Source organism: Spirosoma oryzae (assembly GCF_003002825.1).
In the GTDB taxonomy this organism is placed as follows: Bacteria; Bacteroidota; Bacteroidia; order Cytophagales; family Spirosomataceae; genus Spirosoma; species Spirosoma oryzae.
In genome coordinates, this window is record NZ_PVTE01000033.1 from 20,540 (window position 1) to 41,495 (window position 20,956).

A 20,956-nucleotide genomic window follows, 5' to 3' on the forward strand; every position below is an offset into this window, starting at 1 on the left:
TGACTGGAAACGAAAACGTAACGAAGCCTTTACACACAGGCGGGGTGGTGTAATATTGACGTAATAATGCCGACCGAGTTTTGCGGATTATTACGATCAAACTGTCTTTATGAAGTACCACTATCTGTCTGGTGTGCTGGCGATGACTCTGACCGCTGCCCTAACGATCACTGCCTGCTCTGACGTTGACAATCCAACCATAACCGCCGTAGTCAACTATCCGGCAGTAGCTGATGCCGTCAATCCCGGCACGGCTACACCGGCTGTGCTGACTACGGTCAATGGCGTTCCCATCAACAACGGCGGTTTTGGATCGTCAATCGTCGCAGATCCAGCTGATGCCAGTGTGTTTTACATGCTGACCGACCGGGGGCCAAACATCGATGGTACGACGGCAAACTCGAAAGTATTTGCTGTGCCTTCGTTTACGCCACAGATTGGTAAGTTCCGACTCCGTAACGGGCAACTGACGCTCGAACGGATTATCGAGTTGAAGAATAGCGACGGCGTCAAGATAACAGGTCTCCCGAACCCGGTCAATCAGGGGGGGACGGGCGAAACGGCGTACGACGTATCAGGTAAGGTACTGTCGACGAGTGTCGATGGGCTGGATTCGGAAGGACTGGCGATCGCGTCCGACGGAACGTTCTGGATTAGTGATGAATACGGTCCGCACATCGTTCACGTCGACGCCAACGGCCGGACGATCGAGCGAATCAATCCATTTGGCAGTGGTACGGGCGGGCGGAAAATTCCGCTGGTGTTCGCGACCCGTCGGCCCAACCGGGGAATGGAAGGACTAACGTTGACGCCGGATGGCAAAACGCTGGTCGGCATCATGCAGTTTCCGCTCTACAACCCGTCGTCGGCCGCTATCTCAGGTTCACTCGTGACGCGTATCCTGACGTTCGATATTGCTACTGGTGCTACCCAGCAGTTCGTTTACCTCATCGAACGGGCCAACCTACAGGCGATCAGTGAAATCACGGCGATCACAAACACGACTTTTCTGGTCATCGAGCGCGACGGTGAATACGGCACGGAAGCTACCAAAAGCACGGTCTTCAAACGGGTGTACAAAATCGACCTAAGCGGAGCCACCGACATTTCCGACCCGAACAACAGCGCGAACGGTAAGCTGTACGGCGGTAAAACCGTCGAGGAACTGAAAACAGCCGCTGCATTACAGACCAATGGAATTACACCCGTCACGAAAACGCTGGTGCTCGACCTGATGACGGACGTCTCACCCGTGTATCCGCACGACAAAGCCGAAGGTATTTACCTGATCAATCCGAGTCTGTTAGCCGTATCCAACGACGACGATTTTGGCGTAACGGGTACCGGTACGTACACGAGCAAAAAACTGCCCGACGGCAGCGTCGATAAAAACCGGGTATACTTCGTTCCGTTGAAAACACCCGTGCGGTAAGATAAGCTGGCACTCCGCTCTGAATGGTCTGTTTCCTCGCGAAGCAGGCCATCTTTTTTTGCTAGTCATCGACGTATTGCGTTAAGGGAAAGCAGGTTACAGGAGGCTATCGCTGTCAGCAAACGGCTTTCCATACGCTTAATCGGCTTTATTCGAGTCCGGCCATAAATCCTTCTGCGAATCAGTCAATTCAGTCATGGATTGTTATACATTTGTGGATTCGTACGACGTTATAAAATCAGTTTATTATTCATTATTCCTATGAACAGAAGAGACGCCCTTATGCGGGTAGCAGTGCTGGCCGGTGCCACGCTGACCATGCCCGCACTGGCCGATACCCTGGAAGCGTCGGCCGCCCGGCGTACCCTGACAGGCAAGCCGGTGTTTTTGACGGCCGACCAGGATGCTACGGTAGCTGAGCTGGCCGAAACGATCCTGCCGGCGACCAAGACGCCCGGTGCCAAAGCCGCTAAAGTCAACGAGATTATCGACGTGATACTGAAAGACTGCTACGTACCAGCCGATCAGCAACGCTTTATCGAAGGCTTGGCGCAAACCAACAAACTGAGTCAGGACGCGTACGGAAAAGCGTTTGTGCAACTCGACCCTGAGCAACGAATTGAGATCGTTAAAAAGCTGGAAGCCGACGCCAAGCGGCAACTGGAGGAAATGAAAGCAGGGCGGACGGCTACCACAGCCGGCGCGCAGGCCGATGCGCAGGCACCGAAAGCGGCTACCAAGCGGTACTCGCCATTCTTCACGATTCTGAAAGACCTGACCCTGACGGGTTATTTTACATCGGAAATCGGCGCAACGCAGGCGCTCGAATACGTGGCTGTGCCGGGTCGTTACGATGGCTGCGTACCGCTGAAGCCGGGTCAGAAAGCCTGGGCTATTTAAGAGTTGTAAAGCTATAGAGTTGGATAGTTGTAAAGTTGCGGTTCCCCGCTGGGACTGGCGCGTCAAGTTCTGGCAGTAGCCAACTTTATAACTATCCAACTATACGACTTTACAACTGTCGAATATCCAATAACTTTTCAACTTACAAAAAGATGAACCTCAATATAGACGCCCAGAAAGACATGACCTACGACGCTATCGTTGTAGGCTCGGGCATCTCGGGGGGCTGGGCCGCCAAAGAACTTACCCAGAAAGGATTGCGCGTACTGATGCTGGAGCGCGGCCGCGACGTAAAACACATTGAAGGCTACCCAACGGCTACCAACAACCCCTGGGATTTCCCTCACCGGGGTCGTATCACGACGCAGGCTGCCGAAGAATACTGGGCAAACATGCGGACGGGCTATACGGCCAACGAAGAGTGGCGGCACTTCTTCGAAAACGATTCGCAGAACCCGTACATCGAAAAACGTAAAGTCGACTGGATTCGCGGCTACCACGTTGGTGGTCGTTCGCTGATGTGGGGTCGTCAGAGCTACCGCTGGAATCCGGAAGATTTCATGGCTAACGCCAAAGAAGGTATCGCTGTCGACTGGCCGATTCGCTATGAAACGCTGGCACCCTGGTACAACTACGTTGAAGGGTTCGCTGGTATTTCGGGCGCTAAGGATGGACTCGACGTGCTGCCTGATGGTAACTACCTGCCCCCCATGCAGATGAACTGCGTGGAAAAGGAAGTGAAAGCCCGTATCGAGAAGAAATTCGGCAAACGGCACGTCATCATGGGCCGGACAGCTCACCTGACTGCCCCTAAGCAGCAGCACTACGATCTGGGCCGGGCAGCCTGCCAGTTCCGGAATCAGTGTATGCGTGGTTGCCCATACGGCGCGTATTTCAGCACGCAGTCGGCAACGTTGCCCGCAGCGATGAAGACGGGTAAGTTGACGCTTCGTCCGGATTCGATCGTGTCGGAAGTGATTTACGATGAGAAAAAAGGCAAAGCAACCGGCGTGCGGGTGGTCGATCAGAACACCAAGCAGGTGCGCGAGTACTTTGCCCGGATCATCTTCCTTAACGCATCGGCGTTCCCCAGCACATCGATCCTGATGAACTCGAAGTCGAGCCGCTTCCCCAACGGAATGGGTAACGACTCCGATCAGCTGGGCCGGAACATCATGGACCACCACCTTGCCGTCGGTGCGTCGGGTTCGTGGGAAGGTATGGAAGATCAGTACTACTACGGTCGTCGGGCCAACGGTATCTACATTCCCCGGTATCGCAACTGGGCTGGTGATAAGCGTGACTACGTGCGTGGCTTTGGCTACCAGGGTGGTGCCGGCCGTGAAGGCTGGAACCGGGGCAACGGTATGGAAGGCTTCGGCGCTGCTTTCAAAGACAGCCTGAGCCAGCCCGGCAGCTGGGGTATCAGCATCGGTGGCTTCGGCGAGATGCTGCCCGATCCGAACAACCGCATGACCCTGTCGCCCGACCAGAAAGACAAGTGGGGCCTACCGCTGATCGTATTCGACGCTGCCTATGGCGAGAACGAGAAAAAGATGCGGAAAGACATGATGAACGACGCCGTGGAAATGCTCGAAGCGGCTGGTGCCAAGAATGTCCATGGCTACAACGACGAGTCGAAAAACCCCGGTATCGGTATCCACGAGATGGGTACGGCCCGGATGGGTAAAGATCCCAAAACGTCGGTGCTGAACGCGAACAACCAGCTTCACGCAGTTAAAAACGTATTCAACACGGATGGTGCCTGTATGACATCGGCCTCGTGCGTGAACCCGTCACTGACGTATATGGCGCTGACTGCCCGTGCCGCTGACTTCGCCGTGAAAGAAATGAAAAAAGGTAATTTATAGTCCGGCCAGCAATGGTCGATATTCTGTTGAGTGTAAAGCAGCCGGTCCGTTGACCGGCTGCTTTTTTTAATGTCAAAAAAATAGTCAAATACAGCTCGTACGCGCCCATATGACGAAAAGGGCGAAAAAAATAGATTAAAATTTGCAAACATACACTATGACAGCCTGTTATAAATCCGATTGTTGATCTGAACAACAGACAACAAAAAACTCAACGAAAAAATGAAAAAGGTAATGATGATGGGATTCATGCTGGTAGCCGGCCTGACCCTGAGTGCGAAAGCACAAACGACGAACTCAACGGGAACCGGGATGACTACCGGAACCACGAACATGGGTACTACGACTGGTATGCAGTCGACACCATCGACCCAGACGGGTACGTATACGAACGGTCAGAACACGACGACAAACACAGGCACGTACCAAACCCAGCCGCCAACGACAACGGGCTCAGGCACGATGAACACCGGCACCATGAATACGAATACCGGTACGACCACAACGATGCCGCAAACAAACGGTACAATGAACAGTGGTAGCAGTACCATGAACAATGGTACGTATTCAACTGGTACCGGCACTATGCAGAGCGGCTCGACCATGAACGGCAGCGATTCGATGAACAACACGGACCGTAGTGGCAAAGGCACAACCGGAAACAAAAGCCGCCGGACCCGTTCACGCGACAACTCGATGATGAACAGCGGTACGTCGACATCAACCATGCCCCGTTCGACCACGAACCGGTAAGCATTAGCGATTAACTTCTGAGAACGGGAAAGTAACTTTGTTGCTTTCCCATTTTTTATGTCTGTACCCGAGCCGCTCTTTTCGCTGAACAACCTATCTGTAAAACGCGGTGCCGAACCCGTTCTGACTAATGTATCGCTCACGATCGACCGTGGTCAGTGCTGGGCGATCGTCGGGCCGATAGGCAGCGGTAAAACGACGCTCGTACAAGTACTGGCCGGGCAGCTGCCGGCCATGCGCGATCAACTACCGCAACGCACGCAGGCGACGCTGGTATCGTTTCGGGAAGAGTCGCATCAGTTTTCGTACACGCGCCATTTTTATCAGCAGCGTTATCAGGCTACGCTGGTCGATAATCAGGATGGAAAACCCGCCTTGACGGTACGGGGTTATCTGGCCGCCGTCTGGTCGGACGAAGCCCTTGCGCTTGTACAGCGAATGGGGATCGAGCCGCTGCTCGACGTGGAATTTCTCAAACTGTCAAACGGTCAGACGCGAAAAGCCCGCATTGCGAAAGTGTTGCTACAGCACCCCGCCATGCTGCTGCTCGACAATCCATTCGTAGGGCTCGACGCCCGCTTCCGCGCGGAACTGATTGAGTGGTTGGGGGAACTGGTACAGGCCGGTCAGCCGCTGATGCTCGTAGCCGACGAAACTGCCCTGCCTGCTTTCGTTACCCATGTCGTAAAACTTGATAAAGGGCAGGTCGCCTGGATTGGTCCTCGTACTGAGTTTGTACCAGCGGTCATCAACGGATCAGACTGGGTTGTTCCCGCTTTGCAGACACCGCCACAACCCGCCGATTTTACCGACGCATTTCGATTGACTGATGTAACGGTCCGATACGGGGACAAGAAGCTCCTCGACGCCGTCAACTGGACAGTGCGAGCGGGAGAACGCTGGGCGCTGCTGGGTCATAACGGAGCGGGGAAATCAATTCTGCTTAGCGTGTTATACGGCGATCATCCACAGGCCTACGCTAATCAGGTGTACGTGTTCGATCACAGACGCGGTAAGCCCGGTACAAGCATCTGGGACGTCAAACGGCGCATCGGCTTCGTGTCGCCTGAACTGCACCTGTACTTTCCCCGACACCTGACGGCCCGGCAGGTTGGCCTGACAGGACTGACGGATACGCTCGTCGTACCCGCGCGCGTATCGGCCGAGGCTCAGCATGACCTTGGTACGCTACTACGTTACTTCGGCGTTGACCACCTTGCCAACCGCGCTTTCGGGACGCTGTCGACGGGTGAACAGCGGCTGACGCTATTGATCCGGGCGCTGCTGAAAAACGCGGCTATGCTCATACTGGATGAGCCGTTTCAGGCCCTCGACGCCCGTCAGGTTGTACTGGCGCGCAATCTGCTCGACAGCCTGCCCCACAAAACGATTGTATTTGTTACGCACGATCCCGCCGAACTCCCTGCATCCATCAATCACCGCGTCGACATCTGCAACGGACAGTTATCGGAACCCAGCCATATCGTTACCTGACCGGGTCGTTACCTGACCGGGTCGTTCAGTCAATCGGTTTACAAATTATACCCATTGGCACAATTTATGGACCAATAGAGCCTCGAACGGTTACTAACCCGATGACCTGGTCAGCGCCTATCAGTGAGCGTAGTACTTAGCAAACGGTCAACCGACAAAACACCTATGCACTGCCTGATCGGCTGGCATGACTTTCGTCCTGTGGATGGATAGCTTATCTGTTGCCGTATAAAGAGCCTCCGGGGCGGTGAATAGATGGTATAAGTAATAGATAAGTATCTGTATATGAGAACGATGCATAAGCTGATTGGGCTAGGGACGATCTGGTGTATATAGGCTCAGATCATAGGTCATGCGCCGGCTTGATTATCGAGAAGCGAAACGGTAGTACAGGCCGACTGGTCATACCGTAGTGTTTCTGGCAAATGATGAGAATTGGCCTGGAAGGCTGCGGTCCTGATGAAGGTATGCATTATGATAAATAGGCTGTGACGGCTTTGATTAACCCCTGTCGAAACTGAAGTCTTCAGACGAGGCACACCTGACAGTCACTGTTCTTGCCTGCCTGACACCTAACAACAAGCTAATGAATGGAATGATACGTAACATGACAAAGCAACGATATGGACTAAGCCTGTGGTTACTGTTGATCGCGTTATCGGCCGTGGCGCAGACGGATTCGTTGTTGTTGCAGGCAGATCGTATGCTAGCCTGGAAAGCGTACGGACGGGCTATCGATACGTACACACAGCTATTGACCAATGGAGTCGCGTTGTCACCCGCGCAAAAGTTACAGGCTCAAACGCAACTCGCTCAGGCGTATCGACAGATCGGCGACGGTGCCAAAGCCGAACGATTGTACCGTCAGCTGCTGGACAGTGGTGTGAATACCGATAACCGGCAGGTGCTGTACTATGCGCAGACGCTGGCCAGTAACGGTAAGTTTCAGGAAGCCCAGCAGCAGTACGAACGTTACTTACAATTGAAGGACAAGGCACCGACTCGGAAGGCATTGCCCGTAGTAGGGATCGGCGCAGACGAACGGCGGGGCTCGATAGCGTACCAGATTGAGTACCTGGCGCTCGATACACCCGGAGAAGAATTTAGCCCGGCCTTTTTCCAGAACGGACTGGTGTATGTGTCGGGTACGAAAGGCGGCACAACGGTGAAAGGAAAAGGGGGCGGAGCGGGGTTTCTGGATCTGGTGTATGCACCTGACCGGAACAACTTGCGGGCGACCACGATCATCAGTAGCAACGGGGTCGAGACATCTGTACCGAAAGAGCGCGTGACACGCGAGCGGATGCTGGGGAGCGATGCGTATACCCGACCCACTGCCAACGACTCCCGGACGGTGCCCGGTTTCGACGGTGGTATCACCATTGCCAGTGGCTTGGGCTACGGTGGGAAACCCGTCAATGAAGTCCGCCGGTTCGATAATACGATCAACAGCCGTTACCAGGAGGGGCCGGCCACGTTTAGCGCCGATGGATCGCGGATTATTTTTACCCGTAATGTCGAGTCGGTTAGGGGGGGGCAAACGGATAGCACGGCCGTCGCCCGGCTGAAATTGTACACGGCTACGCAGCGAAACGGTGCCTGGGTCGATGTACAGGAAATGCCCTTCAACAGTGATCGCTATTCGGTGGGTCACCCGTCGCTGAGCTACGACGGACAACGGCTGTATTTTGTCTCGGATATGCCGGGCGGTTCCGGCGGGACGGACTTGTACGTAGCGCGTTACGTCAACGGTCGCTGGGGGCAGCCGGAAAACCTGGGCGAGACAATCAACAGCGTCGGCAATGAACTGTTTCCGTTTGTCGATCCAGCGGGGAATCTATACTTCGCATCGGATGGGATAAAAGGTCTGGGCGGGCTGGATATTTTCTTCGCTACGTTTACCAATGGGGTTCCCAATAAGGGTATCGAACACCTCGACGCGCCGATCAATTCGCCACAGGATGATTTCGGCCTGATTACGGATGCGACCCGGTCGGGCGGCTATTTCAGTTCGAACCGACGAGATGGTAATGACGATATTCTTCGGTTTGTCCGGCAAAGTTCACTGTACGAATGTCGCGACCTGACCGTACGCATCTACGACATCAATACCAATGCGTCGCTTGATAGTGCATCGGTCGTCATACGGTCGCGCAAGGAAGGCCGGGCCGATCAGACAATGCGCTCCGACAGCAATGGCGTTATCCGGTTGTGTCTTGAGCGTGATAGCGATTTTATGTTCGAAGTCGGACGAGACAGCTATACCAGTAGCACGGTTGGTTTCAGTACCCGCTATCTGACCGACGATCAGCCTTCCCGCCTGGAGATTGGTTTGGCTAGGCCAGCGCCGGTCGTCGACACGATCAGTGCCGACGCCGTAGTCATAACTAAGCCGGTCGTAGTACGCGTCAATCGAATATACGGTACCATACTGGGCGAGAAAGATCAAAAGCCTATTGCGGGCGTACGCGTGCAGTTGCGCAACGAATGTGACAAGCGTATACGAGAATCAATCACTAATGCTGATGGGCATTATTCGTTTGAATTGGCAGCCGGCTGTGATTATACGCTGACGGCCTCGAAGCGGACGTTCGGAACCAATACCAGCAAAATTAGGCGGTTGCCCAGGAAAGCAAAACCACGTGAACTGTCAGCTAACCTGCAAATGCTGAGTGTGGGTGATGTCATCACGATGGACAACATTTATTACGCCCCCGATCAGTTTACACTTAGCGATGACGCTAGTCGCGAAATTGACCGACTGGTGAAGATCATGCAGAAATACCCGTCGCTGATTATCGAGATCCGGTCTCATACGGATAGCCGGGGCGATGCGGGACGTAACAAGATCTTATCAACACAGCGGGCTAATTCGGTGGCCAACTACCTGAACTCGCGTGGCATTAGCCGGCGTCGGATACTGGCGCGTGGCATGGGCGAGTCGGCTCCGGTCAACAATTGCGTCGACGGAGTGATTTGTACGGAAGCTGAACACCAGCGAAATCGCCGGACAGAATTCCGGGTGGTTGAGATCAAGTAGTCAGGGCAATGGATTCCGGGAAACATAAACCACCGATGGGGAATCGTCAGGACAGCAGTAGATCCGGTTTGTTTCGACGATGTGCGTTCCCGAAACGGCCACGTATAGCCGGTTCTTCGAATCCAGGAGCAATGACGTAATGATATGTTTGTACGGAAAGGCCACCAATCGGGAATTTCCATTCTCTGCTTGGCGATTAATATCCGACGGGTTGACGTAGGCACTACCGATATTGTTGGGAATGGGCGTAGTATTCTCTTTTACCGTATAGACGGTTCCTCCCGGTGCTGTGACGCTGTTGATCTGCCGTTGTAACTCCACGGAATTTATGTCCTGTTTCCATGTTTTTCCGCCGTCGGCCGTATAGTAAGCAAACCGGCCACTGACAGTTTTGACGGTCGGTGTGCCACCTCGATTAGTCAATCGCCACAATGTGTCTCGTCGAAGGTATAAGCCCTGCGGGCCTACATGGTCAGACCGAATACGTTCCCACGATCTGCCGGCATCGCTGGTCTTGTAGATGTTGAATAGGGTAGCGACGAAAAGAACGCTGTCTACACTGCCGGCTACGTCCATGGCTTGTCCCCCCGCCGGTGCTTCAAGACGTATCCAATTGGGGTCCTCCGGCATAATCGCGGACCGGTCTGTTTTCGTGCAGGCTGCTACGAGTAGACCGACAATCACCATAAGGAAAAATGATTTCATGCTAGTTAGTGTGATTAATCAGCCACTCATATTGCTGAAGATAAGTAATAAGTACACCTGTATGTAAAACAACGGTATTCGGAAGGTTATAATTGTTCGTAACTAATTACCTATGAAACTTACTTTTGCGAACGGGCTACGGCGTCTGACTGCATATTGAGACTGTATGGTTACGTTTCCGAACGCAAAAATTAATCTGGGGCTGCTGATCACCGAGAAGCGTCCCGACGGCTTTCATAATCTACAATCGTGTTTCTATCCTGTCGGCTGGTCCGATGCGCTTGAGCTGATACCAGCTTCCGAGACGGCGTTCAGCAGTACGGGCTTACCCATTCCCGGCGAGCCCATGCAGAACCTGTGTGTGAAAGCGTATGACTTGCTCCGGCGTGATTTCGACATGCCGCCGGTACATATTCACCTGCAAAAAAACGTACCGATCGGGGCAGGTTTGGGTGGCGGATCGGCCGATGCTGCCTTTACACTCCGGCTGCTCAACGACCGTTTTGCATTGAGTCTATCCGTCGACCAGCTTGAAAACTACGCCCGTCAGCTAGGCAGCGATTGTGCCTTTTTCGTGCAGAATCGACCGGTGTACTGTATCGAGAAAGGCGATGTTTTTCGGGAGATCGACCTGTCGTTATCAGGTTATTATATCGTGCTGGTTTACCCCAATCTGGCTATTTCAACCGCCGAAGCGTATGCCCGTATAAGGCCGCAACAACCCGAACATCCGCTGGCTGATCTGTTGCTGCAACCCATTACGACCTGGCGCAACACGGTTCATAATAATTTTGAAGCGAGTCTGTTTCCCACCTATCCAGTTCTGGCGTCTGTCAAGGAGCAGCTGTACGAAGCCGGTGCAGTGTACGCCAGCATGAGCGGTTCCGGTTCGACTCTCTACGGGATTTTCGATGCGCCCCCAGCCGACCTAAACCAATTCGCCCAATACCGCGTTTGGCAGGGTAAGCTTTAACCCATTTTTGCCTGTCATTGCGCTGGTTCGGTCTGACCGCCGTCCGGCCGACAACTCAACCTTATATAATGAGTAACATGATCACGAAACGGCGTGAGCCGTTCCGCTTTATGGTCTGGTTAGGAATCGCCAGCAGCGTTATGCTGTTTACGATTCTGTTGAGTGCCTATGTCGTGCGACAGGCGGGTCCGGGCTGGGCGCAGATAAAGTTACCCACCGTTTTCCTCATTAGTACCGTCGTCATTATGCTGAGCAGCCTGACGATTCATAATGCCGGACAGGCCTTTCGCCACGAGCGATTTGGCAGTTATCGGACTAATCTCGGAACAACGCTGGTGCTGGGATTGCTGTTTATGATTCTACAGGCGTGGGGCTGGCGGCAGATGATTCGATCGGGGGTAACGCTTGATGCCAACCCGGCCGGGGGCTTCGTGTATATTCTATCGGGTATTCACCTGCTACATATTCTGGTCGGTCTGATTCTGCTGGGTATTGCCCTGACCGAAGCGCTGCGTCGACGGCTTTACGTCGACGCGTTTGTCTACAGCGTGAATCCGCCGAACCAGTTGAAAATCCGCCTGCTGACCCTATACTGGCATTTCGTCGATATTCTCTGGATCGGCCTATTCCTGTTTCTGCTCATTCACCACGGTATCGACCTGCCCCTGTCGCTGTAAGCGCCGTACCGGTTACTCGTCGTCGTTGGCCCGAGAAATCTATTCCGGCAGTAGTGTTGGCGCAGCGCCTTCTTCCGTTATTTGTTTGTGTATTTAGTTTTTAATTGATTCATGAAGAAAAACAAGCTTTGGCTGGGACTGTGTCTGCTAAGCCTGACGGCATCTGCACAAACGCCCCCGGCTTCGACTCCATCAACCAAGTACGATGCGTTAACGCTGTTCAATCCGCTGTTTAACATGCAGCCGGGTACTGAATTTCGGGCTGGTAGTGGCGCACCGGGACCTCGATACTGGCAGAACCGGGCCGATTACCAAATCGGCGTTACGCTCGACGAAGCGCAGAAAACGATCTCGGGTGAGGTAACGATTACCTACAAAAACAACTCGCCGGAATCGCTCAACTATCTCTGGCTGCAACTGGATCAAAATGCGTTTGCCGATACCTCACGAGCAACCAAAACGACACCGATAACGGGTGGTCGCTTCGGTAATCAGGGGTTTGCCGGCGGTGTGTCGCTGAAGAGTGTGCAGATCGAGCAGGGCAAGAATAAGTTTGCGGCCGTTCCCTACACGGTTACCGATACACGAATGCAGGTACGGCTGTCTGAGCCGGTCAAGCCCGGTGGCGATGTGATAAAGGTGAAAATTGCGTACTCGTTCGCTATTCCCGAATACGGCTCCGACCGAATGGGGCAGTTGACACGGAAAGACGGTATCATCTACGAAATCGCGCAGTGGTACCCACGGATGTGCGTGTACGATGACGTGCAGGGCTGGAACGTATTACCTTATCTGGGCGCTGGTGAGTTTTACCTCGACTACGGCGACTACGAATATGCCGTTACAGTGCCCTGGGATCATATCGTGACCGGCTCCGGCGAATTGCTCAATCCGAACGATGTACTGACGAGTGAGGAAGTAAAGCGGTTGGCACAAGCGTCTCGCAGCGACAAAACGGTCATCATTCGGGGTAAGAACGAAGTAACGAACGCCAACACACGGCCCAAGCAGTCGGGTACACTGACGTGGCGCTTTCGTTGCCAGAACACTCGTGACGTAGCCTGGGCTTCGTCGAAAGCGTTTGTCTGGGATGCGGCTCGTATCAACCTACCCAGCGGCAAAACGGCGCTTGCCCAGTCTGTATACCCTGCGGAAAGCGCAACCGATGATTCGTGGAATCGCTCGACAGAATATGTAAAAGGCTGCATTGAGTTTTATTCGAAGTACCTGTACGAGTACTCGTATCCTGTGGCAACCAACGTAGCGGGCGTCGTCGGTGGTATGGAGTATCCCGGTATCGTGTTCTGCGATCACAAAGACAAGAAAGGCTCGCTCTGGAACGTAACGGACCACGAATTTGGCCATAACTGGTTCCCAATGATCGTGGGTAGTAACGAACGGAAGTTTCCGTGGATGGACGAAGGTTTCAACACGTTCATCAACACCCTGTCGACGGCAAACTTCAACAACGGTGAGTACAACAACGAGCGTGGTACCATGCACGATGTGGCACCAGCCCTGTTTTACCCGTCGGAGCCCATCATGACGATTCCTGATGTGCAACAGCCTCGTGCCCTGGGTATTCTGGCGTATTACAAGCCTGGAATGGGACTGAAACTGCTACGCGAATCTATTCTCGGGCCAGAGCGGTTTGACTACGCATTCAGGAAATACGTGGATCGCTGGGCGTTCAAACACCCCATGCCGCAGGATTTCTTCCGTAGTATGGAAAATGCAGCGGGTGAAGATCTGGGCTGGTTCTGGAGAGGCTGGTTCTACGAAACCTGGAAACTGGATCAGGCCGTGAAAGAAGTGCGCTACGTCGATGGATCGGCCAGCAAAGGCGCACTGATTTCGATCGAGAACCTTGACCGACTGGCTATGCCGGTAACCGTTGAGGTTACCGAAGAAAACGGCAAGAAAGGTCGTGTTAACCTGCCGGTTGAAATCTGGCAGCGGGGAGCCACCTGGACGTTCCGCTATGACTCGACATCGCCTGTGAAGTCAGTCGTGCTTGACCCGGACGAAAAACTGCCCGACGTCAACGAGAAAAACAATACCTGGACCGGTAACGCACAATAGGCTGGTTCTACACAAAAAAGGGGTACCTGTCAACAGGTGCCCCTTTTTTGTGTAGGCTTGTTATTACGCTTCGATCAGCATGGCACCATAGGAGTAACCCCCGCCGAAGACCGTGATAACGATGTGTTCGCCTTTTTTGAAGGTGTCCCAATTTTCGGAAAGTGCAATGCCGCAGCCTGCACAACCCGTATTACCGTACCGCTGAATATTGGAGATCAGCTTTTCTTCCGGTAGACCAAGCGTGTTCATCACGTTCCGTGAAATACGTAGGTTTGCCTGGTGAGGCAGCACATAATCGACATCTGCCAGTGTCAGACCGCACCGGTCCAGCACTTGCAGGCTAGCCTTGGGCATGTATTGACAGGCGTTAATGAATACGTCGCGACCAGACGGCATCACGACACCGCCGTCGATTGGTTTCAACACAACCGCCGTTGTTGCTTTTGCCGTGTGGGCCGCGCCCCCCGTCAACAGGGCTTTGATCTCAAAATCACTGTCGCTCTGCCTTTCTTTGGTGATCAGCAGGGCGGCTGCACCGTCGCCCCACAGGTGGCCCGATACGGTATCCCGGTCGTTATTGTACGCTGTGTTGTGTTCGCTGACAATGACCAGGGCTCTTGTCGCTTTGTTCAGGGCAAAATAGCCTTCGACAACTTCGATTGCGTTGATGAGCGACGAACAGGCCGTCGAGATGGATACCACGGGGATATCAGCGATGCCGAGTTCATGCTGGGCTTCGTGGGCTAGCGAAACGATCGTGTCGTACGGGGTATACGTGGCTCCGACGATCAGATCAATGGTCGACAGATCGGTTTTTGCCTGCAACGCCCGAACAACGTCGAGCGTCATCGTATTGGTATTTTCTTCCGGAGCGGCTTTCCGACGTTCTTCGATACCGGTTCGCTCGATAATCCACTCGCTGGACAGTCCGTTGAGTTCGGTGAAGTGTTCGTTACTGATTACCTGCGTTGGCAGATAATGACTGACTGCGTGAATGTACATTCTAGCCAAAATAGGTAAAGCAAAAGCAACCTGATGGGTTTCCAGTCCGAAAGTTAAATCCTTCCGGGAAAGTATGGTATTGCCCATTAGAACAATACTATACTATGTTTGTTTTGTGCTTATTTAACGTTAAAAAGTTATAATTCGGACCTATCTCCTCGCTAAAATCAGCTTATAGAATTGCCGTAGTTTCTGCGCTTCGTGTTCCCAGTTATACCAAGTTTCAACGGCTCGCCGACCGCGTTCACCCATGGCTTTTGCTTCAGCGGGATGGTCGACCAGATACTGTAGCGTCTGCGCCAGTTGTGCAGGGTCGGTAGGGTCGATGCAGAAGCCGCAATCGTGCTTTTCCACAATCGCCTGATACAGGGGAAAGTTTGCGGTAATGACCGGCAGGCCAAGCGCCATATACTCAAATAGTTTGGTCGGGTACGATTCCGTATAATCACCGACCGGTTTAAGCAGCGCCAATCCTGCTGTAGCATGAGCTGCCAGCGGTAACGCGTCAGCCTGTGCGGTATAGCCGTACAGCCGTAGCTTATCCCGCACGCCATTGAAACCGGGTAGCGCATGCATGGTCTCATCATTGAACGTGCGCCTGCCAAACAGATGCATCGTGAATTTGGGAACAGATTTGCTAAACAGGGCCAGCGCATCAACTAAAACATCGAAGGCACGCTCGAAGCTAATCAGACCGATGTAAAAGAACTCCGGTGCGACTCGATCAGGCATGTATGGACGGCGGAACGTATCCAGAAAAGCCAGTGACGGATAGTTGTAACTGACGAGGGCGGGTAGCCGGAGGTGCCTGTACGTATCGAGATAGCCATGTTCGGTGAAAATAAGGTGGAAATGTTGCTGGGCCATCGCGTCGAACCGCATAAACTGACGCACCAGCCAACGTCCCTGCAACCGTATTTTCTGATCGAGCTTGCGGTACAGGTTTTCGTGCACTTCGTAAATGACCGGAATGTCCAATATTCGCTGAATGAGCCGGGCAACGGGTAGCAGCTCCGGGTCGTAGACATGCAGCAGCGACGGGCGTAGCCAAAGTGCGCAAACCAACACGAGCGGATGAACCAGCAGAAAGCGGATGGGTAGTCGCTGGTAGTAGGGGAGCCAGATCGTGCGGGCGTTTGCCGGACCCTGAACGTTCAGCATCACAGGAAGCAAAGCTATCAGTTCGTAATCAGCAGTCAGGCTTGGGATAACCCGGTTGACCAGCCGGGGATCGGTAGGTGGGTGAGCTGTGCTGACGTGAAGAACGCGAATTTTCTTCATGAAACAGGCCTACCGATTGAAACCGTAACTGCGTAGTTCGGCATCGATTTTCTGATTCCAGAATGCCTGTGCTGCCTGATTGATACCATGCTGTGTTTCACGGTCGTACTGCTTCTGTAATTCGTTCATATCCCGAAACGATTCGATAAACTGGTATTGAATCTCGCTGTTGTAATCGGTTAGTGTAAGCCTTTCGGGCGTCAGTTTGCGTTTGAAGCGTTCAGTAATCAGCCGGGCGATATCGAAATGCCGCTGCTCGTGATTGAGCGAGTAGTCGTTCAGCGCCAGGTCCCGCACCCAGGATGAGCTTTTCAGCATGTACGTTTTGATGAGCAGATTCGCCGTAATCGTGCCATTTTCAACAGAACTGCGGCCTTCGTACGAAAAGCTGGTAAAGACTTCTGCTGCATAATGACTCCCCGAGCGGGGGCGGGCTTGGAAATCTGACCAGCTAAGTGGCCGATCCGGGTTGTAGTGAACGGTATCGTCGGTCGTTACACGGGAATCATCGGTAAACACTAGACGCAGTTTGGTTGCCAGTCTTTCGTCACGGTCAATCTCCCGTTTCATGTACTCGTTCAAGCTTCGTAGCGACGCCGTTATGGTCTGGCGAATTGTTTGCTCGACTACCGTTGTTTGCTCCACCGGCCGCGTATACCGGGCACCCCCCTGATAGGTTGTCAGGCGGCTGCTGACCTCTGAATCATCGTCATTCTTCCCGATCAAATCAAACGCAATGGTGGCGGTGAATTGCCCGGAGACCTTATTTCCTATCGCCGATTCGGTTAGCTTGAACTGAACGAGCCGCATGGCGATCGGCCGCAGTTTCCGGTCGTTTCGGAGTGATCGAACCACAAACTCACGAATACCCCCCGTCAGGCCGCCCGCCAGTTCGACCGATTGCGCTGACTGATCGGGTGCCATAACCAGTCGTATCGCGGCATTGCGCTCCGTGCGTTGATCAGTAACCGTACTGATGTAGAAGCCCGCTGGATTGATTGGCAATGCGGTTGGCTGTAGTCGAATCGGATTAGGAGTCGCGCCGGAGAAGAACGTACTGAGCAGCCAGAGAACAGAAAGAAGCGGTCGTGTCATAGCCGGGCTACAAACAAAAAATGCCCACCGAATTTACCATCCGATGGGCATTTTTGCAAGGAGTCAACGACTAGTCGATCAGCATGGCTTTACCGCTAAGAACGTCGCTTTCAACCGTTTTGAATTTGACGTCGCGCTTCACCGAACCGTCGGCATACTGTACACTAACGCGGGCGTTGCGGTCGACTTTCATAACGCGGGTCGGCTCCTGACGGGGAGGCATCGGCGGAGCGCCAGCGCCCATCGCATCGTTCTCAGCCATGCGACGTGCGTACTCTTCCGGACCCGTTGCTAGGTGATCGTCGTCGAAATCCTCCTGATTCGTGTGCAATTCCGGTTGCGGAGCCGGACGTGGGTTCGCCGGTGCCTGACGAATCTCTTCCTGAATGTCGGCTTCCTGCTGGGCCGGAATGTCGGCTTTGGTGAGGAAACTGATCGTATCGAAGTTCACTTTATTCAGGAACCGTTTGAACAGTTCGACCGATTCGAACTTGTAGACCAGCAAGGGGTCTTTCTGCTCGAATACGGCGTTCTGCACCGATTGTTTCAGGTCGTCCATCTCGCGCAGGTGCTCTTTCCATTCCTGGTCGATCACCGACAGCGTTACGGCTTTTTCCATCTCCGTCACCAGATCGCGGCCACCGTTCTCGACGGCTTTGCGCAGGTCAGATACGATCTGTAGTTCGTGCATACCGTCGGTGAACGGAACGACGATATTACGGATCATGTGGCCCTGCTCGTTCAATACCTGTGTCAGTACGGGTAGCGCTTTATCGGCAATGGCCTGATTTTTCTCCTGATACTGAGCTTCTGCCTGGTCGTACAGACTCCGCGTTATGTCAGGCTTTTTCATGCGGTTGAAGTCGCTCTCGGTCAGGTTTATTTCCAGACCGAGCGTCGTCAGCAACTGCAACTTGATCGCTTCGTAGTTGTCTTCCCCGTTGTTGATGGTCTCTTCGATCACATCGTACATCGTGTTGGCGATGTCAAGGGGCAACCGGTCTCCGAAGAGCGCGTTGCGACGGCGCTTGTAAATCGCTTCACGCTGGTAGTTCATCACGTCGTCGTATTCCAGCAGCCGCTTCCGAATGCCGAAGTTGTTTTCCTCGACTTTCTTCTGCGCCCGCTCGATCGACTTGGTGATCATCGAGTGCTGAATGACTTCACCTTCTTCCAGACCCATGCGGTCCATAACCTTTGCAATCCGGTCGGAACCGAACAAGCGCATCAGGCTGTCTTCAAGCGATACAAAGAACTGCGACGTACCGGGGTCGCCCTGACGACCGGCCCGACCACGCAATTGCCGGTCGACCCGCCGTGATTCGTGCCGTTCGGTACCGATGATGGCCAGGCCACCCGCAGCTTTCGACTCCGGTGTCAGCTTGATATCCGTACCCCGGCCGGCCATATTCGTCGCGATCGTCACCGTCCCCGGCTGACCCGCCGACGAAACGATTTCGGCTTCGCGCTGGTGGTACTTCGCGTTCAGGACCTGGTGCTGAACCTTACGAAGGGTCAGCAGGCGGCTCAGCAATTCCGAGTTTTCTACCGACGTCGTACCAACCAGTACGGGCCGGCCTTTATCAACCAGCGACGTGATCTCATCGACTACGGCGTTGTATTTCTCACGTACCGAACGGTATACCTTGTCTTCCTCGTCTTTCCGGCTGATCGACCGATTGGTCGGGATAACCACGACGTCCATTTTGTAGATCTGCCAGAATTCCGATGCTTCCGTTTCCGCAGTACCGGTCATACCCGCCCGCTTATGGTACATCCGGAAATAGTTCTGTAGCGTAACCGTCGCGTAGGTCTGCGTGGCGTCTTCAACTTTAACGTTCTCCTTCGCTTCAACGGCCTGGTGCAAACCATCCGACCACCGACGACCTTCCATGATACGGCCCGTCTGCTCATCCACGATCTTCACCTTTCCGTCCATGATGACGTATTCGGTATCGCGCTCAAACAAACAGTAGGCTTTCAGTAACTGGTTGACCGTGTTGATCCGCTGCGTTTTTACCGCATAATCACGAACGACTGCTTCTTTGTGCAGAATTTTTTCCGGCTCACTGAGATCACCGCTCTTGTCGATGCTGTTCAGGTCGATCGACAAATCGGGTAGGATAAAGAAGTTCGGATCTTCCCCCGAGCCCGTGATGTAGTCGATGCCTTTCTCTGTCAGATCGATGCTATTGTTGCGCTCATCGATTGTGAAGTAGAGGGGCGAATCTGCTTCGGGCATCAGCTTCTGGTTTTCGGCCAGATAAACAGATTCTGTCTTTTGCAGCAGCGCCTTGTTACCCGTTTCGCTGAGGTATTTAATCAGTGGCTTGTGCTTGGGCAGACCCCGGTATGCGCGGAACAGTGAGAGCCCGCCTTCCTTTTCATCGCCCGCTGCAATCTTCTTCTTCGCGTCGTTGAGGTAGTCGTATACCAGTTTCCGTTGTGCTTCGACTACGCGTGCTACGCGAGGCTTTAGCTCAATGTAATCCTGCTCATCGCCACGCGGAACCGGACCACTGATAATAAGCGGTGTCCGGGCGTCATCGATCAGGACGGAGTCGACCTCATCGACCATGGCGTAATGGTGCTTCCGCTGCACAAGTTCACCCGTTTCGCGGGCCATATTGTCGCGCAGATAGTCGAAACCGAATTCGTTGTTCGTGCCGTACGTGATGTCGGCCAGATAGGCCTGTTTCCGTTGTGGCGAGTTGGGCTGGTGCTTATCGATACAATCGACGCGCATACCATGAAACTCGAACAGCGGAGCCATCCACTCCGAGTCACGCTTGGCAAGGTAGTCGTTGACCGTTACGATATGAACACCCCGGCCGGCCAGCCCATTCAGAAAAGCGGGGAACGTCGCCACCAGCGTTTTACCTTCACCAGTCGCCATCTCGGCAATCTTACCCTGGTGCAGCACAACACCACCGATGATCTGAACATCGTAGTGCACCATATCCCACTTAATCGGGCTACCGGCTGCATCCCACTGGTTGGCCCAGTGCGCCAGCTCACCATCGATCACGACGTTTCGCTTGCGCGACGCAATTTCCCGGTCGAAGTCGTTGGCCGTAACCGTTAGCTGCTCGTTGGTGGAATACCGGCGTGCCGTTTCTTTCACTACGGCAAAGGCGCGGGGCAAAATCGCCATCAATACCTGTTCCAGTTCGGTATTTCGGTCGGCTTCGAGTTTGTCGATCTGATTAAACAGCCGTTCTTTCTCGTTTACATCGACTTCTGGGTGAGCAGCCTGCTCAGTAAGGTCGGCCAGTTGGTTGTCAATACCAGCCAGTTCATCAGCAATCTGCGCTTTCAGATCGGCTGATAGCTGACGCAGCTCGTCATTAGAAAGGTCTTTGAGCCGGACAAATTCGGCATTGACCTTCTCAACGTAGGGGAGTAGTTCTTTGATGTCCCGCTGCGACTTAGTACCAAAGAATTTGGCGATCAGGTTGATCATCTAGTTTGAGTCGTTAGTCAAAAAGTCAGTTTCCAGTACGACTATGTCGTACACTCCAGAACACGTAAAAGAGCAGATAAGAGCCTTTTACAGCGTCTGATTGTCAATTAATTTTCACGCAAAAGTAGTGGATTAAGCCCGTACTACCGCAAAATCACCTGCCAGCCGCTCATACCTTATCGTATGAC

Annotated in this window: 14 protein-coding genes; 9 read left to right on the forward strand and 5 right to left on the reverse strand. The window is 53.5% G+C overall.

The genetic code is table 11. The features are described from left to right. Nucleotides 1-109 precede the first annotated feature (109 nt). From CLV58_RS24735 to CLV58_RS24760, 6 genes are all read left to right on the forward strand, one after another. Complete coding sequence (locus CLV58_RS24735; protein ID WP_245882456.1) at nucleotides 110-1,432, forward strand: esterase-like activity of phytase family protein; 1,323 nt, start codon at nucleotides 110-112, stop codon at nucleotides 1,430-1,432. Nucleotides 1,433-1,693: 261 nt separating this feature from the next. Further along, nucleotides 1,694-2,332, forward strand: coding sequence for a gluconate 2-dehydrogenase subunit 3 family protein (locus CLV58_RS24740; protein ID WP_245882457.1), 639 nt, complete (start codon nucleotides 1,694-1,696; stop codon nucleotides 2,330-2,332). A gap of 152 nt (nucleotides 2,333-2,484) precedes the next feature. Next, on the forward strand, nucleotides 2,485-4,203 hold the full coding sequence (locus tag CLV58_RS24745; protein ID WP_106140523.1) for a GMC oxidoreductase: 1,719 nt from the start codon (nucleotides 2,485-2,487) through the stop codon (nucleotides 4,201-4,203). Nucleotides 4,204-4,425: 222 nt separating this feature from the next. Then, nucleotides 4,426-4,956, forward strand: coding sequence for a hypothetical protein (locus tag CLV58_RS24750; protein ID WP_106140524.1), 531 nt, complete (start codon nucleotides 4,426-4,428; stop codon nucleotides 4,954-4,956). Nucleotides 4,957-5,013: 57 nt separating this feature from the next. Next, on the forward strand, nucleotides 5,014-6,450 hold the full coding sequence (locus CLV58_RS24755) for an ATP-binding cassette domain-containing protein (RefSeq protein WP_106140525.1): 1,437 nt from the start codon (nucleotides 5,014-5,016) through the stop codon (nucleotides 6,448-6,450). 607 nt (nucleotides 6,451-7,057) lie between these two features. After that, entirely contained in the window at nucleotides 7,058-9,490 is a 2,433-nt protein-coding gene (locus tag CLV58_RS24760) for an OmpA family protein (protein WP_106140526.1), read from the forward strand. Here the strand turns inward: CLV58_RS24760 and CLV58_RS24765 are convergent, their stop codons facing one another. Further along, nucleotides 9,491-10,195, reverse strand: coding sequence for a WD40/YVTN/BNR-like repeat-containing protein (locus CLV58_RS24765; protein WP_146141537.1), 705 nt, complete (start codon nucleotides 10,193-10,195; stop codon nucleotides 9,491-9,493). It lies immediately after the preceding gene. 166 nt (nucleotides 10,196-10,361) lie between these two features. Between CLV58_RS24765 and ispE the strand changes: the two genes are divergently transcribed. From ispE to CLV58_RS24780, 3 genes are all read left to right on the forward strand, one after another. After that, complete coding sequence (ispE, locus tag CLV58_RS24770; RefSeq protein WP_106140528.1) at nucleotides 10,362-11,168, forward strand: 4-(cytidine 5'-diphospho)-2-C-methyl-D-erythritol kinase; 807 nt, start codon at nucleotides 10,362-10,364, stop codon at nucleotides 11,166-11,168. 68 nt (nucleotides 11,169-11,236) lie between these two features. Continuing rightward, a complete protein-coding gene (locus CLV58_RS24775) occupies nucleotides 11,237-11,845 on the forward strand; it encodes a cytochrome c oxidase subunit 3 (RefSeq protein WP_106140529.1) in 609 nt (202 codons plus the stop codon). Between the two features lie 111 nt (nucleotides 11,846-11,956). Then, nucleotides 11,957-13,927 (forward strand): M1 family metallopeptidase, encoded by a 1,971-nt coding sequence (locus tag CLV58_RS24780; protein ID WP_106140530.1) that lies wholly within the window; start codon nucleotides 11,957-11,959, stop codon nucleotides 13,925-13,927. 63 nt (nucleotides 13,928-13,990) lie between these two features. Here CLV58_RS24780 and CLV58_RS24785 read toward each other — a convergent pair whose 3' ends face one another. The 4 genes from CLV58_RS24785 to secA all read right to left on the reverse strand — a co-directional run bounded on the left by CLV58_RS24785 (nucleotide 13,991) and on the right by secA (nucleotide 20,768). Further along, nucleotides 13,991-14,929 (reverse strand): 3-oxoacyl-ACP synthase III family protein, encoded by a 939-nt coding sequence (locus CLV58_RS24785; RefSeq protein WP_106140531.1) that lies wholly within the window; start codon nucleotides 14,927-14,929, stop codon nucleotides 13,991-13,993. A gap of 150 nt (nucleotides 14,930-15,079) precedes the next feature. Next, nucleotides 15,080-16,210, reverse strand: a complete 1,131-nt coding sequence (locus CLV58_RS24790; RefSeq protein ID WP_106140532.1) for a glycosyltransferase — start codon at nucleotides 16,208-16,210, stop codon at nucleotides 15,080-15,082. 9 nt (nucleotides 16,211-16,219) lie between these two features. Then, nucleotides 16,220-17,305, reverse strand: coding sequence for a DUF922 domain-containing protein (locus tag CLV58_RS24795; RefSeq protein ID WP_106140533.1), 1,086 nt, complete (start codon nucleotides 17,303-17,305; stop codon nucleotides 16,220-16,222). 70 nt (nucleotides 17,306-17,375) lie between these two features. After that, a complete protein-coding gene (gene secA, locus CLV58_RS24800) occupies nucleotides 17,376-20,768 on the reverse strand; it encodes a preprotein translocase subunit SecA (protein ID WP_106140534.1) in 3,393 nt (1,130 codons plus the stop codon). Between the last annotated feature and the right edge of the window lie 188 nt (nucleotides 20,769-20,956).

Excerpts from the sequence above, each read along its gene's own strand:
- CLV58_RS24735 (WP_245882456.1), top strand. The coding sequence starts at position 110 with ATGAAGTACCACTATCTGTCTGGTGTGCTGGCGATGACTCTGACCGCT.
- CLV58_RS24740 (WP_245882457.1), top strand. The coding sequence starts at position 1,694 with ATGAACAGAAGAGACGCCCTTATGCGGGTAGCAGTGCTGGCCGGTGCC.
- CLV58_RS24745 (WP_106140523.1), top strand. The coding sequence starts at position 2,485 with ATGAACCTCAATATAGACGCCCAGAAAGACATGACCTACGACGCTATC.
- CLV58_RS24750 (WP_106140524.1), top strand. The coding sequence starts at position 4,426 with ATGAAAAAGGTAATGATGATGGGATTCATGCTGGTAGCCGGCCTGACC.
- CLV58_RS24755 (WP_106140525.1), top strand. The coding sequence starts at position 5,014 with ATGTCTGTACCCGAGCCGCTCTTTTCGCTGAACAACCTATCTGTAAAA.
- CLV58_RS24760 (WP_106140526.1), top strand. The coding sequence starts at position 7,058 with ATGACAAAGCAACGATATGGACTAAGCCTGTGGTTACTGTTGATCGCG.
- CLV58_RS24765 (WP_146141537.1), bottom strand. The coding sequence starts at position 10,195 with ATGAAATCATTTTTCCTTATGGTGATTGTCGGTCTACTCGTAGCAGCC.
- ispE (WP_106140528.1), top strand. The coding sequence starts at position 10,362 with ATGGTTACGTTTCCGAACGCAAAAATTAATCTGGGGCTGCTGATCACC.
- CLV58_RS24775 (WP_106140529.1), top strand. The coding sequence starts at position 11,237 with ATGAGTAACATGATCACGAAACGGCGTGAGCCGTTCCGCTTTATGGTC.
- CLV58_RS24780 (WP_106140530.1), top strand. The coding sequence starts at position 11,957 with ATGAAGAAAAACAAGCTTTGGCTGGGACTGTGTCTGCTAAGCCTGACG.
- CLV58_RS24785 (WP_106140531.1), bottom strand. The coding sequence starts at position 14,929 with ATGTACATTCACGCAGTCAGTCATTATCTGCCAACGCAGGTAATCAGT.
- CLV58_RS24790 (WP_106140532.1), bottom strand. The coding sequence starts at position 16,210 with ATGAAGAAAATTCGCGTTCTTCACGTCAGCACAGCTCACCCACCTACC.
- CLV58_RS24795 (WP_106140533.1), bottom strand. The coding sequence starts at position 17,305 with ATGACACGACCGCTTCTTTCTGTTCTCTGGCTGCTCAGTACGTTCTTC.
- secA (WP_106140534.1), bottom strand. The coding sequence starts at position 20,768 with ATGATCAACCTGATCGCCAAATTCTTTGGTACTAAGTCGCAGCGGGAC.